Source organism: Nocardia sp. N2S4-5 (genome assembly GCF_044628355.1).
Taxonomy (GTDB): Bacteria; Actinomycetota; Actinomycetes; order Mycobacteriales; family Mycobacteriaceae; genus Nocardia; species Nocardia wallacei_B.
This window is the reverse complement of the sequence record NZ_JBIUPM010000001.1, coordinates 3973233-3992128: the sequence shown is the minus strand read 5'-3', so window position 1 is coordinate 3992128 and position 18896 is coordinate 3973233. Positions and strand designations below refer to the sequence as shown.

12 protein-coding genes are annotated in these 18896 nt (G+C 70.5%); 9 read left to right on the top strand and 3 right to left on the bottom strand.

Annotation, left to right across the window (positions count from 1 at the left end):
* Positions 1 to 29 precede the first annotated feature (29 nt).
* Together ACFMRZ_RS18250 and ACFMRZ_RS18245 are read left to right on the top strand one after the other, a co-directional pair.
* A complete protein-coding gene (locus ACFMRZ_RS18250) occupies positions 30 to 458 on the top strand; it encodes an EXLDI protein (RefSeq protein ID WP_400180105.1) in 429 nt (142 codons plus the stop codon).
* A 27-nt stretch (positions 459 to 485) separates the two neighbouring features.
* On the top strand, positions 486 to 2627 hold the full coding sequence (locus ACFMRZ_RS18245) for an MMPL family transporter (RefSeq protein WP_400180104.1): 2142 nt from the start codon (positions 486 to 488) through the stop codon (positions 2625 to 2627).
* Here ACFMRZ_RS18245 and ACFMRZ_RS18240 read toward each other — a convergent pair whose 3' ends face one another.
* The 3 genes from ACFMRZ_RS18240 to ACFMRZ_RS18230 all read right to left on the bottom strand — a co-directional run bounded on the left by ACFMRZ_RS18240 (position 2628) and on the right by ACFMRZ_RS18230 (position 4815).
* Positions 2628 to 3248, bottom strand: coding sequence for a hypothetical protein (locus ACFMRZ_RS18240; protein ID WP_400180103.1), 621 nt, complete (start codon positions 3246 to 3248; stop codon positions 2628 to 2630). It lies immediately after the preceding gene.
* Between the two features lie 71 nt (positions 3249 to 3319).
* The gene (locus ACFMRZ_RS18235) at positions 3320 to 4249 is read right to left on the bottom strand and encodes an RluA family pseudouridine synthase (protein WP_400180102.1); all 930 of its coding nucleotides are present in this window, start codon (positions 4247 to 4249) and stop codon (positions 3320 to 3322) included.
* Between the two features lie 95 nt (positions 4250 to 4344).
* The gene (locus ACFMRZ_RS18230) at positions 4345 to 4815 is read right to left on the bottom strand and encodes a hypothetical protein (protein ID WP_400180101.1); all 471 of its coding nucleotides are present in this window, start codon (positions 4813 to 4815) and stop codon (positions 4345 to 4347) included.
* A gap of 141 nt (positions 4816 to 4956) precedes the next feature.
* On the opposite strand from ACFMRZ_RS18230, the gene ACFMRZ_RS18225 reads away from it, so the two are divergent.
* From ACFMRZ_RS18225 to ACFMRZ_RS18195, 7 genes are read left to right on the top strand one after another with little or no spacing between them, the layout of a single operon-like run.
* Positions 4957 to 6246 (top strand): SidA/IucD/PvdA family monooxygenase, encoded by a 1290-nt coding sequence (locus ACFMRZ_RS18225; RefSeq protein ID WP_280369788.1) that lies wholly within the window; start codon positions 4957 to 4959, stop codon positions 6244 to 6246.
* Between the two features lie 60 nt (positions 6247 to 6306).
* Complete coding sequence (locus ACFMRZ_RS18220) at positions 6307 to 7248, top strand: methionyl-tRNA formyltransferase (protein WP_400180100.1); 942 nt, start codon at positions 6307 to 6309, stop codon at positions 7246 to 7248.
* A complete protein-coding gene (locus ACFMRZ_RS18215; RefSeq protein WP_400180099.1) occupies positions 7245 to 10511 on the top strand; it encodes an amino acid adenylation domain-containing protein in 3267 nt (1088 codons plus the stop codon). The genes ACFMRZ_RS18220 and ACFMRZ_RS18215 overlap by 4 nt, the downstream gene beginning before the upstream one ends.
* Positions 10511 to 11623, top strand: coding sequence for an AMP-binding protein (locus tag ACFMRZ_RS18210; protein WP_400180098.1), 1113 nt, complete (start codon positions 10511 to 10513; stop codon positions 11621 to 11623). The genes ACFMRZ_RS18215 and ACFMRZ_RS18210 overlap by 1 nt, the downstream gene beginning before the upstream one ends.
* Before the next feature lie 60 nt (positions 11624 to 11683).
* On the top strand, positions 11684 to 12691 hold the full coding sequence (locus ACFMRZ_RS18205) for an ABC transporter substrate-binding protein (protein WP_400180097.1): 1008 nt from the start codon (positions 11684 to 11686) through the stop codon (positions 12689 to 12691).
* Positions 12692 to 12702: 11 nt separating this feature from the next.
* A complete protein-coding gene (locus ACFMRZ_RS18200) occupies positions 12703 to 14352 on the top strand; it encodes a condensation domain-containing protein (protein WP_400180096.1) in 1650 nt (549 codons plus the stop codon).
* Positions 14349 to 18878 (top strand): AMP-binding protein, encoded by a 4530-nt coding sequence (locus tag ACFMRZ_RS18195; protein WP_400180095.1) that lies wholly within the window; start codon positions 14349 to 14351, stop codon positions 18876 to 18878. Before ACFMRZ_RS18200 ends, ACFMRZ_RS18195 begins: the two co-directional genes overlap by 4 nt.
* Positions 18879 to 18896 lie beyond the last annotated feature (18 nt).

Genomic DNA, 18896 nt, shown 5'->3' with positions numbered 1-18896 from the left:
TGCGCAGTTACTTATGAACGGGAGACGTCATGACCACCGACCCACAGCCCTGGGAAGCGCCCGGCGCGGACTTGTCCGCCGAGGACTACGGTGAGATCACCCTGAAGGACGGCCCGGGAGGCCTGCGCCGCAAGCGCTTCACCGGCCGCTACCTCGCCGAGGCCCGCGAGGTAGCGAAGACCGGCGTCGCGGTGGACCGGGTCTACCGCAGCCGCAAGGGCAAGTTCGTGATTCAGCGCCAGCGGTCGGACTGGTCCGACTTCACGACGCTGACCAGCTTCCCCGCCGACTGGTCCAGCTGGCGGGGCATACTCGGTGGGGGAGAGCAGAATTGGGGTGATTTCACGGTAGAGATCGTCGATTCACTCGATGACCTGCGGGTGGCCGTCGCGCCCAAGCTGTATCGCCGGGTGGTCGCCGCAACGGAGCGGCTGCACACCGAAGTTCTCGATATCTGAACGGGCCCACCGGAAAGGACCCTCGATATGTTCGCACGGCTGGGCGCTCTGGTCGTTCATCACCCGTGGAAGACGATCGGCTTCTGGGTGCTGATTGTGATAGCGGTCGTCGCGACCGCACCGAAATTGACCTCCACCACCGACCAATCCGATTTCCTGCCATCGCATTACGAGTCGATCCAGGCCATGCAGGCGCAGGAGCGGGCGTTCCCGCAAAGCTCCGCCCCGGCGGCGATCCTGGTGTTCGAGCGTTCCGACGGCACGCCGCTCACCGACGCCGATGCGGCTGCGGTGCAGGCGATCACGACCGAACTCGACGCCGCGCACATCGCGAACGTCACCGCGCTCGCGGCGGCGCCACCGTCGGACAACCGGCTGGTCCAGATCGCGGCCGTGCAGATGGCCAAGGTGACCAGCGCCTCGGACACCCGCCAGAGCGACGCGGTGCGGGACCTGCGTGTCGCCCTGCACGCCAAGGTGGAGAAGACCGACCTGCGGGCCGGTGTCACCGGTCAGGCCGCGCAGGCCCTCGACGCCACCGAGTCGTCGGAGAAGGGCCTGACGATCATCGGCATCGCCACCATCCTGCTGATTCTGGTGCTGCTGCTGGTGATCTTCCGCAGCCCGGTGATCGCGCTGCTGCCCGTCGTCGTGATCGGCGCGATGACCGGCGTGGTGAACGGGCTGATCGCCTGGGTGAGTAAGGCTTTCGACCTGAAGATCGACAGTTCGGTGACGTCGATCCTGATCGTGGTGCTCTACGGCGTCGGCACCGACTACATCCTGTTCCTGATGTTCCGCTTCCGGGAACGGTTGCGGGCCGGGGAGGATCCGAAGACGGCCATGGTCAACGCGGTCACCCGCGTCGGCGAGGCGATCACGTCCGCCGCGGGCGCGGTCATCATCGCCTTCATGGCGCTGACGCTGTCGACCCTGGGGATGTTCCGATCGCTGGGACCGGCGCTGGCGATCGCGGTCGCGGTGGCGCTGCTGGCCGGGCTGACGCTGGTGCCCGCGATCGTTTCGCTGTTGGGCACCAAGGTGTTCTGGCCGTCCAAGGCCTGGCGGACCGAGCCGAAGGGCGCCCGGTTCGCGGCGCTCGGACGCGGGCTCGGCAAGCGGCCCGCGCTGTACGCGGCGGTGTCCGGCGGTCTGCTGGTGGTGCTGGGCCTGTTCGCCATCGGCTTCAATCCGACCTTCGACCTCACCTCGGGCTCCACCTCGAACGCGTCCGAATCCGTCGTCTACAGCAAGGAATTGCTCAAAGGCCTGCCCGCCGGCGTCACCCAGCCGTCGGATGTGCTGCTGCAATCGTCCGGCGGACTGAGCGACGAGCAACTGGCGTCGTACCGTACGGCGCTGGCGGGCGTGCCGGGAGTGGGCCAGGTCGCGGAACCCGTTCGGTCGCAAGACGGTTCGGTCGCCCACTACCAGGTCACCCTGGCCTCGGCGCCGGAGTCGGATGCCGCCCTCGACACCGTCAAGGGCCCGCTGCGCGATACCGCGCACGCGGCCGCGCCGCCCGGCACGACGGCGGCGGTCGGCGGCATGACCGCGGTCTTCGTCGACTTCCAGGCCGCGATGAACCACGACTACACCATCGTGTTCCCGGTGGCCGCGGTGCTGATCATGGTGGTGCTGGGCCTGCTGCTGCGCAGCCTGGTCGCGCCGTGGTACCTGCTGCTCTCGGTGTTCCTGGGCTTCGCGGCCACGCTGGGCGCCTCGGTGCTGGTGTTCCAGCACATGCGGGGCGAATCGGGGCTGATCTTCACGCTGCCGCTCATCATGTACCTGTTCGTGGTCGCGCTGGGCACCGACTACAACATCCTGATGGTGGCCCGGTTGCGCGAGGAGGCCCGGGAGGGCAACGATCCCCGGCAGTCGGCGGCGCTGGCCGTGCGGCACACCGGCCCGACCATCGCCGCGGCGGGCGTCATCCTGGCCGGCACCTTCGCCTCGATGATGTTGGCGGGCAACACCGTACTGTCGGAGATGGGCTTCGCGATCTCGGTCGGCATCGCGATCGCGGCATTCGTGATGGCGATGTTCTTCACGCCCGCACTCACCGCGTTGATCGGTCGGCGAGCCTGGTGGCCGGGACACGGGGACACCGCCCCCTCGAATCACGCTGTGGCGCAAGTGCCCGCGGACGACCCCTCTCCCGTGTGATCAGTACCGCTGCGGCGGGCCGGCCGAATATCCCCAGCTGCCCGCCGCGGCGATCCGACGCTTGCTCGAACCACGTTTCACCGCAACGACAATGAGCACGACGACCCCGAGCACGACACCCGCCGCACCGATGCCCAGGGCAAGGACGATGGTCGATGCCAGTGAGGTCCCGATGCCGCGCCCGATCGCCGCGGTGACGCCCGAGTCACCCTGCGTCACCATGTGATACGTGCCCGGCCGGGCCGCATCGAACGAAAAGCCCGCTCGCCCTTCATGTCCGCCGAAGCCGTAGGTCAGCGCCGACGAATAGTCCGCCAGCGGCACCGAAGCGCCGTCGGGGTCGAGGAGCTGCACGTTGACATTGCCCCGGAAAACCCGGGAGGAGGCGTTCGGGTACTCGAAATACACCGTGTACCCGCCGGTTTCGGTGATCCGCACGTCCGCCGATCCCGGCACCTGTACCCGCTGAAAGCCGTCGACCCGGTCGGACATGTGCACGAAGCCGACCAAGGCGACGACGACGGCCCCGGCTATCCCCGCGACGACGAGCAGCGCGGCCAGCGCGTACCAGCGGCCGGACGGGGTGACACGTTCGGGCGCTGACGAGTGTGGTTGCGACATGCTGGACTCCTCCGCTTCGGCTCCGACGATTCAACCACCGAGGTCCGCGCGGGAGAGGGTGGCGGGGTTGCTCATCCCGCCCAGCCGTCCGGGTCGGTCCAGGCCTGAAGGGAGCGGGTGGTGGCGAAGCGGCGGTCCTCGCGGGTGATCGGATCGGTGAATTCCAGTGTGGTGGCGAGCAGTTGGAGCGGGCGGGTGAAGTCGTCGACGGCGCGGTCGGTGAGTTCGGGGTAGAAGTCGTCACCGAGGATGGGGATGCCGAGGCCGTTCATGTGCAGGCGCAGCTGGTGGGTGCGGCCGGTGTGCGGGGTCAGGCGGTAGCGGCCCAGGCCGTCACGGTGCTCGACCAGCTCCACCAGCGTCTCGGCGTTCGGTTCGCCGTCCACCTCCAACGCCTGGAGAATGTTGCGTTCCTTGATGATTCGGCTGCGAACGGTGCGGGGAAGCGTGAGCGCCGGATCGTATCGGGCGATCGCCTCGTACCGCTTGTGCACGCGGCGGCGGTGGAACAGGGTCTGGTAGGCGCCGCGGCGAGCCGGATCGATCACGAACAGCACCAGTCCCGCGGTGGCCCGGTCGAGCCGGTGCGCGGGGATCAGATCCGGCAGTTCCAGCTCCCGCCGCAGCCGTACCAGCGCGGTCTGCAGGATGTGCTGTCCGCGCGGGATGGTGGACAGGAAGTGCGGTTTGTCGACCACGAGCAGGGTGTCGTCGCGGTGCACGATCGTGATCTCGAACGGGACGTCGGTCTCCTGCGGCAGGTCCCGGTGGAACCACACGGCCCCGCCCGGCAGGTACGGCGCGTCCGGCGCGATCGGGCCGTCCAGATCGACGATGCCGCCCGCCGCCAGCAATTCATCGATGCGCGCGGCGGGCACCCGGGGCAGCCGCTCCACGAGATGGTCGCGGATCGTCGCCCAGGTCCCTTCCTCCGGCAGCCGCAGCCGCGCCGGATCCAATCCGTGCCGCTTCGGGAGCGGCGGCTTCTGCCTGCGTCGCACAGGTCGACCCTAGCGGGCCGAGCCGGCCGCCTCTCGGCCGCAAGCATGCGAAAGCCCTGAGCACGGGCGGTTCCGCGCTCAGGGCCGGGTGCGGACTAGACCGTGCAGGGCTGGTTCGCGTAGTAGGCGATGGTGCACTCGGATTCGCGGGTCAGCTTCCAGTTGCCGTCGATGTCCTTCCACGACAGCTCGATGAACATCGCGTCGAAGCCGGGGACGTTGATCTGCAGGTTGTGGGTGAGCCGATCGCCGTCGACGTTGACCGGACCGACGGCCTGCCATTGGAAGCCCGGCACGCTGGCCATCACGCCGCCGACATTGTCCACCAGCGGCAGTCCGGCCTCGCCCGCCTCCAGTTCGTTGGCCCGAGCCGAGCGCGAGGCGCCCGGGTTCAGGATCAGCTGGAGCTTGCTCTGCAGCTGACCGACGCCGGGTGCGGCGGCGTGCACGGGAGCGATGACAGGGGCGGCCAGGGCCGGGCCCGCGGTCGCGGCTCCGCCGACGAAAACAGCCGCGGCCAGGGAGAACGCCGCCACGGCACGGGAGGAGATGTTGAGCATGGGCATATCCAATCTCTAACGGGACCGTCGGTGTCGTCCGTCTCGGCTCTTGCGGAAGGACTGGCACCACAGTGCAATATAAGGTAAGCCTATGCAAAGGTCAGCCTCCGGGCGGCCCCTTGATCTGTGCAGCTGAACGGAGAGCCAGTGGAAACGCTTCTCGTGGTCGGAGCCGGGCCGAAAGCGATGGCCGTCGCGGCCAAGGCGCGGGTACTGCGGGAGCTGGGTCTGCCGGCTCCGCGTGTGGTGGTCGTGGAATCGCATACGGTGGGCGGGAATTGGCTGCCCAGCGGCGGCTGGACCGACGGACAGCATCGGCTGGGCACCGGCCCGGAGAAGGACGTCGGCTTCCCCTACCGCTCGACCTGGGCGCGCGGGCACAACCGCGCGATCGATCAGGCGATGATCGCCTACAGCTGGACCTCGTTCCTGGTCGAGGGCGGCACCTATGCCGAATGGATCGATCGCGGCCGCCCCAGTCCGCACCATCACGTGTGGGCGAAATACCTGCAATGGGTCGCCCGCAAGGCCGAGGTCGAATTGGTCACCGGCACGGTGCGGAGCATCCGCGCGGCCGCCGACGGCTGGCTGGTCTCGGTGGCCGATTCCGACGGCACGCTCACCGAGATCGACACCGATCGGCTGATGATCACGGGTCCCGGCAACAGTCGCCGCGCGCTGGCGGACCATCCGAAAGTGCTGAGTATCGCCGAGTTCTGGGATCTGGCCGGGAAGCGGCGGCTGCCCGCCTCCTCGCGCGCCGCGGTCATCGGCGGCGGTGAGACGGCCGGGTCGGCGGTGGACGAACTCGTGCACCACGACGTCCTCACCGTCTCGGTGATCTCGCCCGCGGCCACCATCTACACCCGCGGCGAGAGTTTCTTCGAGAACGCGCTGTTCAGCGATCCGGCCAAGTGGCGGGCGCTGAGCCTGCAGGAGCGCCGCGACGTCATCCGCCGTACCGATCGCGGGGTGTTCTCGGTGCGGGTGCAGGAGAATGTGCTGGGCGACAACCGGGTTCATCATCTGCAGGGCCGGGTGGTGCGGGTGGCCGAGCAGGGGGACGGCGTGGCGCTGACGCTGCGCAACGAGTTACGCCCCGATCAGGTGCACACCTTCGACCTGGTGGTCGACGCGACCGGCGGTCAGCCGCTGTGGTTCCTGGAACTGTTCGACGCCGATGCCGCGGACCTGGTGGAGCTGGCGGTGGGCGGCCCGATCACGCAGGCGCGGCTGGAGGCCTCCATCGGCCACGACCTGGCGGTCGACGGGCTGGAGTCGAAGTTGTATCTGCCGAATCTCGCGGGCCTGGCACAGGGGCCCGGATTCCCGAATCTCAGTTGCCTGGGCGAACTTTCGGACCGCGTGCTCGGGGGTGTGCCGGCGCGGTCGATGGTCGGCGCGGCCAGGGGTGGCGAAGCGCACCGACCGGTCTGACCGTCGATAATGTCGCTAGGCTAGGCTACCCTTAGTTTTTCGAGAATGAGGTTGGGTTTCATGCGTATCGTGTCGTTCGGCTTTCAGACCTGGGGCCGCAAAACGCTACAGGCTCTGATCGACTCCGAGCACGAGGTGGTGCTCGCGGTCACCCACCCGGCCAGCGAGCACGCCTATAAGGGCATCTGGTCCGATTCGGTCGAGGAACTGGCTCGCGAGCACGGCATCCCGGTGCATCTGACCGAGCGCGCCGACGCCGAGACCATCGACCTCGTGAAACGGGCCGAGCCGGACGTCATCGTGGTGAACAGCTGGTACACCTGGATGCCGCGGGAGCTGTACGCCATGCCGCCGCACGGCACGCTGAACCTGCACGACTCGCTGCTGCCGAAGTTCACCGGCTTCTCGCCGGTGTTGTGGGCCCTGATCAGCGGTGAGTCCGAATTCGGGCTGACCGTGCACCGAATGGACGAGGGCCTGGACTCCGGCGACATCCTGGTGCAGCGGTCGCTGCCGATCGGCCCCGACGCCACCGGAACCGAATTGGTGCTGGCGGGACTGGAACTCATTCCGGGTGTGCTGGAGGAGGCGCTGACCGCCCTCGACTCCGGTACCGCGCAGTGGCGGCCGCAGCCCAAGTCCGAGCGCACCTACTTCCACAAGCGCTCCGAGCGGGACAGTCGCATCGACTGGCATTGGGACGCAGTCGATCTCGAGCGTTTCGTGCGGGCGCTGTCGGACCCGTACCCGCGGGCGTTCTCCTACTATCGCGGCGAGAAGGTCGAGATCATCGCCTCGACGCTGTCCGAGGCGCGCTACGGCGGCACCCCGGGCCGCGTGGTGGTCGTGGAGGGCGGCGGCGTCGTGGTCTGCGGTCCGGACGCGCACCGCGGGCGCAACCGCGGCCTGCTGATCACCCGGGTCCGCACCGCCGACGGGCAGGAACACGCCGCGGCCGAATTCTTCGCCCGCGGCGGCTATCTCACCGACGCACCGGCATGAACGGCCGAGACAGCGGTGCGAGCCGGCGGCCGCTGTCGGCGGGCCAGCGGCGCATCTGGTTCCTGCAGACCCGCGACCGCGAGGACACCACGCTCAATACCTGCGCGGTGTTCCGCGTGCTCGGCGCGGTGGACGCCGCGCGGCTGCGCGCGGCGGTCGACGCGGTCGCCGCGCGGCACGAAATCCTGCGCAGCACTTACCTTTCCGACGCCGAGGGGGAGCCCTGCCGGGTGGTGCGCGCCGACATAGCCCCGGCCTGGCAGGAATTGGACGTGTCCGAACTGGCCGGGGCCAGCCGGGCGCGGCGACTGGAAGTGCTGGTAAGACGGGCGGCCGGGCAGCCGTTCGACCCGACCGCCGAATCGCCGCTGCGCTGCCAGCTGATCCGCACGGCCCCGGACGAATTCGTCTTTGCGCTGGTCGCACACGCCCTCGGCTGGGACGACGAGTCCTGGCCGGTGTTCTGCGACGAAGTGAGCCGGGAATACAACGGCACCCCGATAGAAACGAATTCCCTTGCCGCCGAGAAAGGCCGCGCAGTGGATGACAGCCGCGCCGAGGCTGACGGTTGCGCCGAAAACGACGGCCGCGTGGTGAATGACAGCCGCGCAATGGATGACGGCCGGGTGGTGGATGACGGCCGGGTGGTGGATGACGGCCGGGTGGTGGGCGACGGCCGGGTGGTGGGCGACGGTGCTGTGGACGATGGCGTCGAGTACTGGCGTCGGGCGCTGCGTCCGCTGCCGCAGCCGTTGGAGCTGCCCGGTGGGACGATGTCGCCCGGATCGGTGTCGCCGCGGGCCGCTCGCCGCAGCCGCGATATTTCCGCCGAACTTGTCGGGCGTGCTGCGGGTTTCGCGCGCGCGCAGGGCACGACGCTGTTCGCGGTGTTGTTGGCGGCCTACGACGTGCTGCTCCACCGGTATACCGCGGCGACGGATTTCCTGGTTTCCGTGCCGGTTTCGCTGCGCGCGGGAAACGAGGGCCTCGGGTACTTCGGCAACTCGCTGCTGCTGCGCGCCGCCGTGCGCCCCACCGACACCTTCGCCGGGCTCACCGCGGCCGTGGGCGAGACCGTCGCGCACGGCCGGACCCATCGCGGCGTGGGCATCGATCGTGTGGTGCGCGAGGTCAATCCGGAGCGTGGTGGTGGCCGGGACGGGCTGGAGCAGTTGGTGCGCACGGCGTTCGGTGTGCGAGACCGGTTGGCGCGCTTCGCGTTCGACGGTCTCACGAGCGAGGTGCTCGAGTTCGGCAGTCCGAGCACCCGAATCCCGTTGTCGCTCACCGTGGTCCTGGATGCCGCCGGTGCTCGCGTCGAGGCCGAATATCAGGCCGACCTGTTCGAGGACCGGATCGTGGAGCAGGTGCTCACCCACTACCTGCGGCTGCTGGAGACCGCGCCCGCCGAACCGCTGCGGCGAATCGGCGATCTCGACATGTTCGGCGGTGAGGACCGCGCGGGCATCCTCGCACAGTCGCACGGGGAACTGATCCCCTCGGAGCCCACCACATTGGTGGCCCTGTTCGAACGCAGCGTCGAGCGCGCCCCGGCGGCCACGGCGCTCGTCAGCGCGGCGGACGGCGACCGGGAGTACAGCTACGACCGCCTCGATCGGCGCGCGAACCGCTTGGCGCACGGGCTGATCCGGCGCGGCGTCGGCCCGGAGGACCTCGTCGGACTGCGGCTGACCACCTCGGTGGACTTCGTCGTGGCCGTGCTGGCCGTGCTGAAGGCCGGCGCCGCCTACCTGCCCATCGACCCGGCCTATCCGGCCGAGCGCATCGACCGGATGGTCGCGGACGCGCGGCCGGAATTCGTCCTGGGACACGAGGAGTTGCGGGCGGCCGAGGAAGCGGCGGTGGCGCTGCCCGATACCGCGCCGACCGACGCCGACCGGGTGCGCCCGCTGCGGCCCGAAAATCTCGCCTACGTCATCTACACCTCCGGGTCCACGGGCACCCCCAAGGGCGTGCCCGTGGCGCACGCCGCGATCGCCGAGCACGTGGCGGGCTTCTGCGCGGAATGGGGGATGGCGGCGCGGGACCGGCTGCTGCAATCGTCGTCGGTGAGTTTCGACGCATCGCTGCTCGACCTGTTCGTCACGCTGACTCTCGGTGCCTGCCTTGTGGTTCCGAAGCCGGACGCCTTCCGTGACATTCCCTACGTCGCCGATCTGATCGCCCGCTGCGGCGTGACCGTGCTGCACATGGTGCCGTCGCTGCTGCGGACCTTCCTGATGCTGCCCGAGGTGAACGAGTGGCGGGCGCTGCGGCACGTCCCGGTCGGCGGCGAGGCGCTGCACGGCGAGGTCGCCGACCGATTCGCCGGGGTGTTCGACGCCGAACTGCGCAATCACTACGGCCCCACCGAGGCGGTCGTCTCGGCGACGCATCTGACCGTCGAGGGCCCGCAGGGGACGCGGATCGTGCCGATCGGGCACCCGAACCGCAATGTGTACGTCTACCTGCTCGACGAGCGATTGCAGCTGGTGCCGACCGGCGTCGTCGGCGAGATCTACCTCGGCGGAACGCAATTGGCGCGCGGCTATCTGCGGCGTTCCGGGGCGACCGCGGAGCGATTCGTGGCCGACCCGTTCCAGCCGGGACGCCGCCTGTACCGCACCGGAGATCTGGCCCGCCGCAATGTGCGCGGTGAACTCGAATTCCTCGGCCGCGCCGACGAACAGGTGAAGGTGCGCGGCTACCGGATCGAACTCGGCGAGGTGGAGGTGACCGTCGCGAGCCACCCCGCGGTCGCACAGTGCGTGGCAACGGCGGTGCCGGACAAGGCGATCGGCACGGTGCTGGCGGCCTATCTCGTCCCCGCGGGCGACGCCGCCGTCGATATCGACGCGGTGCGCGCGCACGCCGCGGCGGTGCTGCCGGAGTACATGGTGCCCAGCGCCTTCGCGGTGATCGAGGAGATCCCGCTCACCGAGCACGGCAAGCTCGACCGGCGCGCGCTGCCCCGCCCCGCGCCCGCGAGCGTCGAACTGTACCGAGAACCGGTGACCGCTACGGAGATCCGGCTCGCCGAACTGTTCGCGGAGCTGTTCGGGGCCGACCGGGTCGGCGCCGACGACTCGTTCTTCGATCTCGGCGGGCACTCGCTGCTGGCGGCCCGGCTGCTGGCCCGCATCCGCGCCGAATTCGACGTCGAGATCGGGGTGCGGGTGCTGTTCGAGACCCCGACCGTGGGTGGCCTGGCGGCGCTGGTGGAGGCGGCCGCGGCCCGCAACACACCGCTGGAGGTTGGCTGATGCCGCGTGTGATATCCGGGAAGGCCGGGGCGCGAACAAGTTTCGCGCTGACTCCGGCGCTGCGGCAGCGAGTGCTGGACGAATGGGCGTCCGGCGTGGAACCGGCCGACGTGGTGGGACTCACCCGGTTGCTGCGCCGGGCCTGGGCGGTACCGGTCGCCCGGCCCGCGGTGCGCTGCGGTGACGACTGCCTCGACTACGGCGACCTGTGCGCCCGCGTGGGCAGGTCGGCCGGTACCCATTCGACGCCGTCCGCCGGCCCGGACGAGGCCGTGCGCCTGCTGGCGCTCCCGGCCGTGCACGAGGGTGGCCTGATTCGCCTCGGCGCGGGCGGCCGGAGCGTGAGTCTGACCGCCGGTGCGCTGGCCGTCGCGGTGGCCGACCGCCGCGCGGTGGCGGCCGAACAGCGCTGGGAGTGGACCGATCCCGCGCTCGGCGCGCCGGATGTACGGCTCGTGGTGGCACCGTGGGACAGCGTCGGCACGCTGGTGGAGTTGCTCGCCGCGATCGCGGACGGGGCGACGCTGGTGGTCCCGACCGACACCGAGCGCGCGGATCCGGTGGCGCTGACCGAATTGATCGTCGCGCGCTCGGTGACGCACGTCGTCGCGTCACCCGCGGACCTGGCGGGCCTGCGCGGTTCCGGCCTGCCCACCGTGCGGCGCTGGGACGTCGTCGGAAACCATTGTCCCGCAGGGCTTTGCGACCGGTTGCGGGCCTTGTCGCCGGAGGCGGTCACGAGTTTCGGTTACGGATTGCCGGTGTACGCCGGTGCGGTCGCTCGCGGGCCGCTCGACGGCAGCGGCCGGGCCCGGCCGATTCCCGGTGCCCGGCTACTGGTGCTCGACGACTATCGGCAGCCGGTGGCGCCCGGCGTGGTGGGGGAGGTCTACGCCGGTGGCGCCGCGCTGATGGAAGACGGCGACCGGCCCGGCGCGAGCCGCTTCGTCGCGGATCCCTTTCCGGTCGAAGGCGTTTCGCCCCGGCTGTACCGGACGGGAGCGCGGGCGCGCTGGACCGCGGACGGCTGGTTGATCTTCGAGGACGACCTCGGCGCCGCCGATTCGCGGCAGCTGGTGGGCCGACTCACCTCCACAACCGTATTAGCTTAGCCTAAGCTACCAGATCGAGGGTCCGTGTACTCGGCGGATCGTGAAGAAGGAGCTGACGGAATGAACCCTGGTCGAACACTGGCGAGGCGGTCCTTCGGGAGCCGCGCGCGGACCGCGGCGCGGCGCACGGCAGTGGCCGCGATGGCACTGGGGCTCGTCCTGGGCGCGGCCGCGTGCGGGTCGAGCGACGATGCGTCCGGGTCCGGCGACGCGGTGACCATCAAGCACACCATGGGCGAGGCCACCATCGAGGGCACACCCGAACGGGTGGTCACGATCGGCCCGCAGTGGCTCGACGCCGCGGTGGCGCTGGGTGTCACGCCGGTCGGCTACCTGGTCCCCGGCGCCGCGCCCGGGCAGACGGTGCCGTGGCTGCCGCAGTCGCTGGCCCAGCAGTCCAAGGCGCTGACCGCCGGCGGCGACCTCGCCGAGCAGATCGCCGCGCTGAACCCGGATCTCATCGTGGCCCCCGGCTACATGATGGACAAGGCCATGTACGACAAGCTGTCCAAGCTGGCGCCCACGATCGGCCCGCTGACCAGCGCCCAGATCGACCCCTGGGAAGACCAGACGACCGCGCTCGGCAAGGCCCTGCACAAGGAGTCCGAGGCGGAGAAGGTGGTCGCCGACGTCCACGGCAAGATCGACGCGGTCGCCGCGCGGCATCCGGGGTTGCGGGGCAAGACCTTCCTCACCTGCATGCTGACCACCCCGACCCAGCTCATGGTGCTGGCGGACCCGAAGGACGGCTCGGCCCAGGTGTTCACGCGGCTCGGGCTGACCATGCCGGAGAAGCTCGTGGCCGAGGCGCCCAGCGGGGGACGGCTGGCGCTCTCGCCGGAGCGGCTCGGCGATCTGACCGCCGATCTGCTGGTGTGCGGCGCCGCGCCGGGCCTGGAGGCGAAGTTCAAGCAACTGCCCGGCTACGGCGACCTGCCGTCGGTGCGCCAGGGCGGCATCGCCTTCGTCGACATGATCACGATCAACGCCATCAACGTGCCGACCGCGCTGTCGCTGCCGTATGTGCTGGACAAGCTGGAACCGACGCTCGCGAACGTCGGGAAGTGAGAGGGACCGCCATGCCTGATTCGCCTCGATCCGACCGCGGCATCCCGCTGACACTGGCTCAGCAGGCCGCGCTGCTGCCCGAACGCATGCGCCGCACACCGGCGTCCGATCTGTCCGTCGCGCTGGAGATTTCGCCCGGCCTCGACGCGGCCGCGCTGGACCGGGCCGCGGTCGCGGTGATCGCACAGCACGAGATCCTGCGGACGGTGTATCCCGACGATCGCCGGATTCCCTACCAGCGCGTCGTTCCGGCGCCGGAGTCGGTGGTCGAGGTCGTCGAGACCGGCGAGGCCGAACTCACGGCCGCGCTGTCCGCCGACGCGGAGCATCGATTCGATCTGCTGAGCGAGCTGCCGGTGCGAATCCGGCTGTACCGCTTGCCGGGTCGTGACGTGCTGTCGATCGTCGCGCACCCGGTGGCCGCCGACGACCGATCGCTCGAGCTGCTGGCATCGGCGCTGTTCGCGGCGTACGACGGCAGCGCCGTGGAACCGGCGGCGCAGTACCGCACCTTCGCGCTGGCCCAGCTGAAAACGCTGGCGGGCAACGTCTCCGACGACGCGGGGCTGACCTACTGGCTCGAGCGGCTCGCGGATCTGCCCGAGCGGGCGGATCTGACGGACGCGGAGCCGGGCACCGAACCGGTGCGGCGCCGGGTGTTTCGCGTCGCGCCCGGTTCGATCGCCGGTGCGACCACGGAGGCGTCGTTCGCCGCGGTGGTGGCGCGGGTGCTGAGCGAGGCGGGCATGGGTGACGACATCGCCGTCGGCATCGTGGACCCCGATCGCGACGGCTCCGCGACCGCGTTCGGCAATTTCACCAATCATCTTGTGCTGCGGCTGGATCCGACCGAGGCGAGCCCGGCGCGGCAACTCGTGGACCAGGCCACCGCGCAGGTGGCGCAGGCCCGCGCGCACGCCGGCACCCGCATCGAGCGGATCACCCATCAGATGCGTGGCCTGGCGGCGGTATCCAGTGGCTCGCTGTTCCAGGCGCTGGTGACCGTCCGGCCCGACGCCCCGCTCGTCCCCGAGACGGCGGGCCGGACTGTGCGCGAACTCGCCCGCCGGACTGCCCGGCCGCACGGGGTCGATGTCGTGGTGGACGTCGTCACCGATGCCGAGGGAGCCACTGTCACAGTGGATTTCGCTCCCGCGCTCGCCGCACACCCCGAAATCGACGGGTTCGCGAAGCTGCTCGAGCAGACCTTCGCGCAGTGGGCCGCGGAACCGGAGAACACGGCCGTCCCGGCGGCCGCGCCCGCGCTGTTCACGCGCGACGCGGTGCCCGAGCCCGGCGTCACCGGCCTCGGCGGCGCCCCGCGCACCGACGCGGAACGGCTGCTCGCCGCCGCCATCCGGGAGATTCTCGACCTCGACGAGGACGACGAGGTCGGGCGCAAGGACACCTTCTTCTCGCTGGGCGGTGACAGCATTGCCGCGCTGCGGCTGGTCACGCTGCTCGGCGAGCGCGGGCACACCGTGGACGTGCAGAAGGTCTTCGAGTTCCCGGCGCTGTACGAACTCGCCGAACAGTTGGAGTCCGCCGATCCGGCGACCGCTGCCGCCGCCGCGCCGGCGCCGGCCGTGGCGCCGATGGCCGCCTCCGGTCTGGATCCGGCCGCGCTGCAGGCCCTCGGCCGGAAGTTCGCCGGCCAGTGACCGTCGAGATCCGCGACGTGGTCGCGCTGTCCCCGCTGCAGCGGGGACTGTATTCGGTGAGTTCGATCTCCCGCGGCGGTGACCCGTACCTGGTCACCTTCGCGGTGCGGGTCGAGGGGCTGACCGAACTGCCTGCGCTGCGGCGCGCGTTCGACGAATTGCTGGACCGCTACCCGCATCTCGGTGCGTCGGTGCTGGCGGAGGACGTGCCGCATCCGGTGCTCGTGATCACCTCCGCCGGGCGGATCGGCTGGCGCGAGGTCGATCTGCGCACCGCCGCCGACCCGGAAGACGCCGCGCGGCAACTGTATTGGGATGAGGCGCGGCGACCGCTGGATCTCGGGGCCGGACCGCTGTTCCGGGTGGTGGCCGCGCGGGTGGGCGACGCGGACTACGAATTGGTCTGCACCGCACACCATATCGTCGTCGACGGCTGGTCCATCCCCCTGCTGTTCTCCGACCTGATCGCGCTGCACAGCGGGGCCGGGACCGCCCTGCCGCCCGCGCCGCCGCTGCGCGAGCACGCGGCCTGGCTGGCGACCCGCGACACCGCGGAGTCCGCGCGGGCGTGGTCGGCCGCGCTGGACGGGCTCGCGCCGATGCCGATGATCGGACCGCCGGCCCCGCCCGAGGTGGACCTGCCGGTGGTCGGCGAGGCCCGGCTGGACTCACGCGCCACCGACGCGCTGCTCACCTGGGCGCGCGGTCACGGACTCACCCTCAACACCCTGCTCCAAATGGCTTGGGCGCGTATCCTTTCCGGACTCACCGGTCGCGACGATGTGGTGTTCGGGCAGACCACCTCCGGCCGGGACGCGTCGCTGCCCAATGCCGAACGGCTCGTCGGGGCATTGGTCACCACCATTCCCGTGCGAGTGCGGATGGACGCTCGCGATCCGGGCGAGATCGGCGCGCGGCTGCAACGCGAGGTCGCGCGGCTGCGCACGCACGAGTATCTCGGGATCGCGGAGATCACCCGGGCGGCGGGCGCGGGCCAACTGTTCGACACGCTGCTGGTCTTCGAGAACTCGCCGGTCGGCGCGGTGACCGCCGGTATGCCGATGGGCCGCGGGGCGACCATGACGCCGCGCCGCGTGGATTCGCCGAGCCACTATCCGATCGCGGTGGTGCCGGTGCTGGAGCACGGCGTGCTGATCTGCCGCGTCGAGACCCGGCCCGATGTGGTGGCGCTGTTCGACCCGGAGCGGATGGCGCGGCGGGTGCTCGCGGTGGCGCAACGGATCACCGAGACAGAGCGGGCCTGCGATGTCGATGTGCTGCTGGCGGACGAGCCCGCGGCATTGATGGCGGACGGGCACTCCTCGACCGGCGTACCTGGGACACCCGATACTCATGCCGGACGCGCGGGTGCGGCCCGGACGGCAATCGCCGGGGCTCACGCCGCGACCGGTGACGTGCCGGGCGGGCGGTCCGCGAGAGCGGCGGGGACCGTGGAGCGGGATACCACTGCCGTCATCGACGTCCCCCGCACGTTGCTCGATGTCGCCGCACGCGCTGCTGGGCGTGCGGCCGTTATCGACGCCGTGGGGGAGCACTCCTTCGAGGAATTCGGTTCGGCTGTGCGTACTTTGGTGGCGAACCTGCGTGCCGCCGGAGTGCGTCCCGGCGATGCCGTCGCGGTCATGCTGCCGCGGGACCGGCGGGTGCTGCACGCGCCCTTCGCCGTCGGGTACGCAGGTGCGACATGTGTGCACGTGGATCCGGCGACGCCCGCCGATCGCCTCGCCTACATGCTCGAAACCGCCGGGGCACGCGTCGTTCTCGCCGATGCGTCCCGCGCGGATGTGGTGGCGGAGATTCGCGCCTCCGGCATCGATTGCCTCCACGGAGTCCCGGACAACGAGGGACATCTCCGTGCCTTCGGCAATGACGGAGAGCCCCGTTCCGCGAACAACTCGGAAGAGCGGGCACTTTCGGCATCCGGCTCTGTAGGGTCCACGCCGCCGCGCACGGAATCGGATCGTGCGCTGGTTCCCGCACACCCCGACGCTCCCTTCTACGTCGTGTTCACCTCCGGCACCACCGGCCGCCCGAAAGGCGTTGCGGTCTCGCACCGTTCGCTGCTCAACCACTGGGCGAATCACGAGCGGCGGATCTTCGCACCGACCGCGGCGGCCGTGGAGCGGCAGTTGCGCGTCGGGCACGGCTGGTCGACCGGCTTCGACGCCGCGTGGCAGCCCACGGTGGCGCTGCTGAGCGGACACACGGTCGTGCTGCTCGGCGACGAGGTACGCACCGATGCCGAACGCATCGTGGCCGCGATCGACGACCACGGCATCAATATCTTCGACACCTCGCCGTCCATGCTGAACCGCCTGATCGCCGCCGGTCTGTTCCGCGCGGGCGACGGCGGCGAAACCTGCCCGCTGGCGGTACTCGCCCTGGGCGGCGAGGCGATCAGCCCCGACACCTGGCGGCGTTTGCGGGGCCTCCCGGCCACCCGCGTGATCAACTTCTACGGCCCCACCGAGACCACCGTGGAAGCGTTGATGGCCGACGTGCACGACCATGCCGCACCGACCATCGGCCGCCCCTTCGACGGCATGAAAGCCGAAGTGGTGGACCATCGTCTGCGCCCGGTCCCGCCGGGTGGCACCGGCGAGCTGTACCTGTCCGGCCCGCAGCTGGCTCTCGGCTATCTCGGCAGGCCCGGCGTCACCGCCGCGGCGTTCGTGGCCGGTGCGGGCGAAAGGCGTTATCGCACCGGCGATCTGGTGCGTCGCGCGGCCGACGGCACGGTGGCCTACGAGGGCCGCATCGACAGCCAGGTCAAGATCAACGGCTACCGCGTCGAACCCGAGGAGGTGACCGTCGTGCTGCGTGAACTCGACGGTGTGCGGCATGCCGCGGCCCTGGCGTTCACCGAGAACGGCCGCACTCGCCTGGGCGCGCTGGTGGTCGGCACTCCGTCGGCGGGCCGCATCCGCTCGGCGCTGGCCCGGCGCCTACCGCAGTTCATGGTGCCGACACGGATCGTGCACGTCGACGAGATCCCGCTGAACCGCAACGACAAACTGGACGGGCACGCCGCCGCCGCGCTGCTGGCGCGACCGGCGGGCACCTCCACGGCCGCGCAGCCGGACACCGAGACCGAGCACACCCTGCTCTCGGTGATCGGCGCGATGACGGCGGGCGACACCGGCGAGACCCGCGCCGGAATCCTCGACAGCCTGGTCGATCTGGGTATCGACAGCATCGGCGTGATCGATCTGGTGTCGCGTCTGCGCGGCGCGGGCTTCCGGGTCTCGGCCCAGGACGTGCTCGCCGCCGCCGATCTGCGCGACCTGGCTCGCCGCCTGGACGACCCGGACGCGGCGGACGACCTCGTCGCGGAGGTGATTCCGGCGGGCACCGTGCTGCCGCTGACCGCCCTGGCGCACGAGATCATCGCCAACGGCGACTACCGATATCTCGCGCAGTCGCAAGTGATCACGCTGCCGCAGGACGCCTCGGTCGAGGCGGTCGCCGCCCGCCTGGACGCGCTCGCGCTCGCACACCCGGCCCTGCGCTCCCGCCTGACCACCACCGAGTCGGGCGCGCCGGTGCTCGTCGTCGGCGACAAATCCGGTGTGGCGGAGCAGATCTCGGTCGTCGACGAGTCGCGCGCCGCAGCCTCCCTGGCCGAGACCGTGGAGCGGCTGGATCCGCGGGCCGGACGGATGATGGCCGCGACGGTATTGGAAGGCTCGAATCGCCGTCTGCTGCTGTCGATTCACCATCTCGCCGTCGACGTGGTGTCCTGGCTCATCCTCATGGACGACCTGCGCCACCTCGAGCAGGGCGCGCCGCCGCCGAACGAGCGCATGCTCGAGCAGACCGGCGTGACCACCGGACATATCGCCCCGGAGATTCTCGGCGCACCGCTCGGCGGCTGCCTCACCGATCCGGCAACGGACAAGGCGGGCAAGGCCGTTCAGCGCGTGGTCGAACTGGACCCGGATCGCACCGAGCGGTTGTTGTCGCGCTGTGCCGCCGCCGCGGTGCCGCTCGAGGACGCACTGCTCGCCGCCTGCGCGCTCACCGTGGCCGACAGCGCCGACGCGACCGGCCGCATCCCGGTGACGCGGGAATCGCACGGCCGCGCCCCCGACGACGACACGCGTCGCGTCGGCTGGTTCACCGTCGAGGAGACGGTGCTCGTCCCGGCGGCCGACATCGAGGGCTGGACACCGGACCGCGGGCGACCGCCGCTGGCCGACCGCACCTCGACCGCGCGCGGTCAGCTCCGGCTCAACCACCTGGGCCGATTCGATGTGCTGCAGTTCGGTTCCGGGCCGTGGACGCCGGTCCCGCTGTCGGAGTTCACCTCCGAGTTCGGGGTCACCGGTCACCCCGATCTGCCGCTGCGATTCACCGTCGACGTCAATACGGCCGTGGTCGCGCGGGATTCGCGGCCCGTGCTGGTCGCGCAGTTCGACGTCAACTCGGCGGTGCTGGACGAGGCCGCGGTACAGGCCCGCACCGACCGGTGGCTGGCCGTATTGTCGATGTTCACCGCGGGGTGAGCAGAGAGGGAGGGAAGC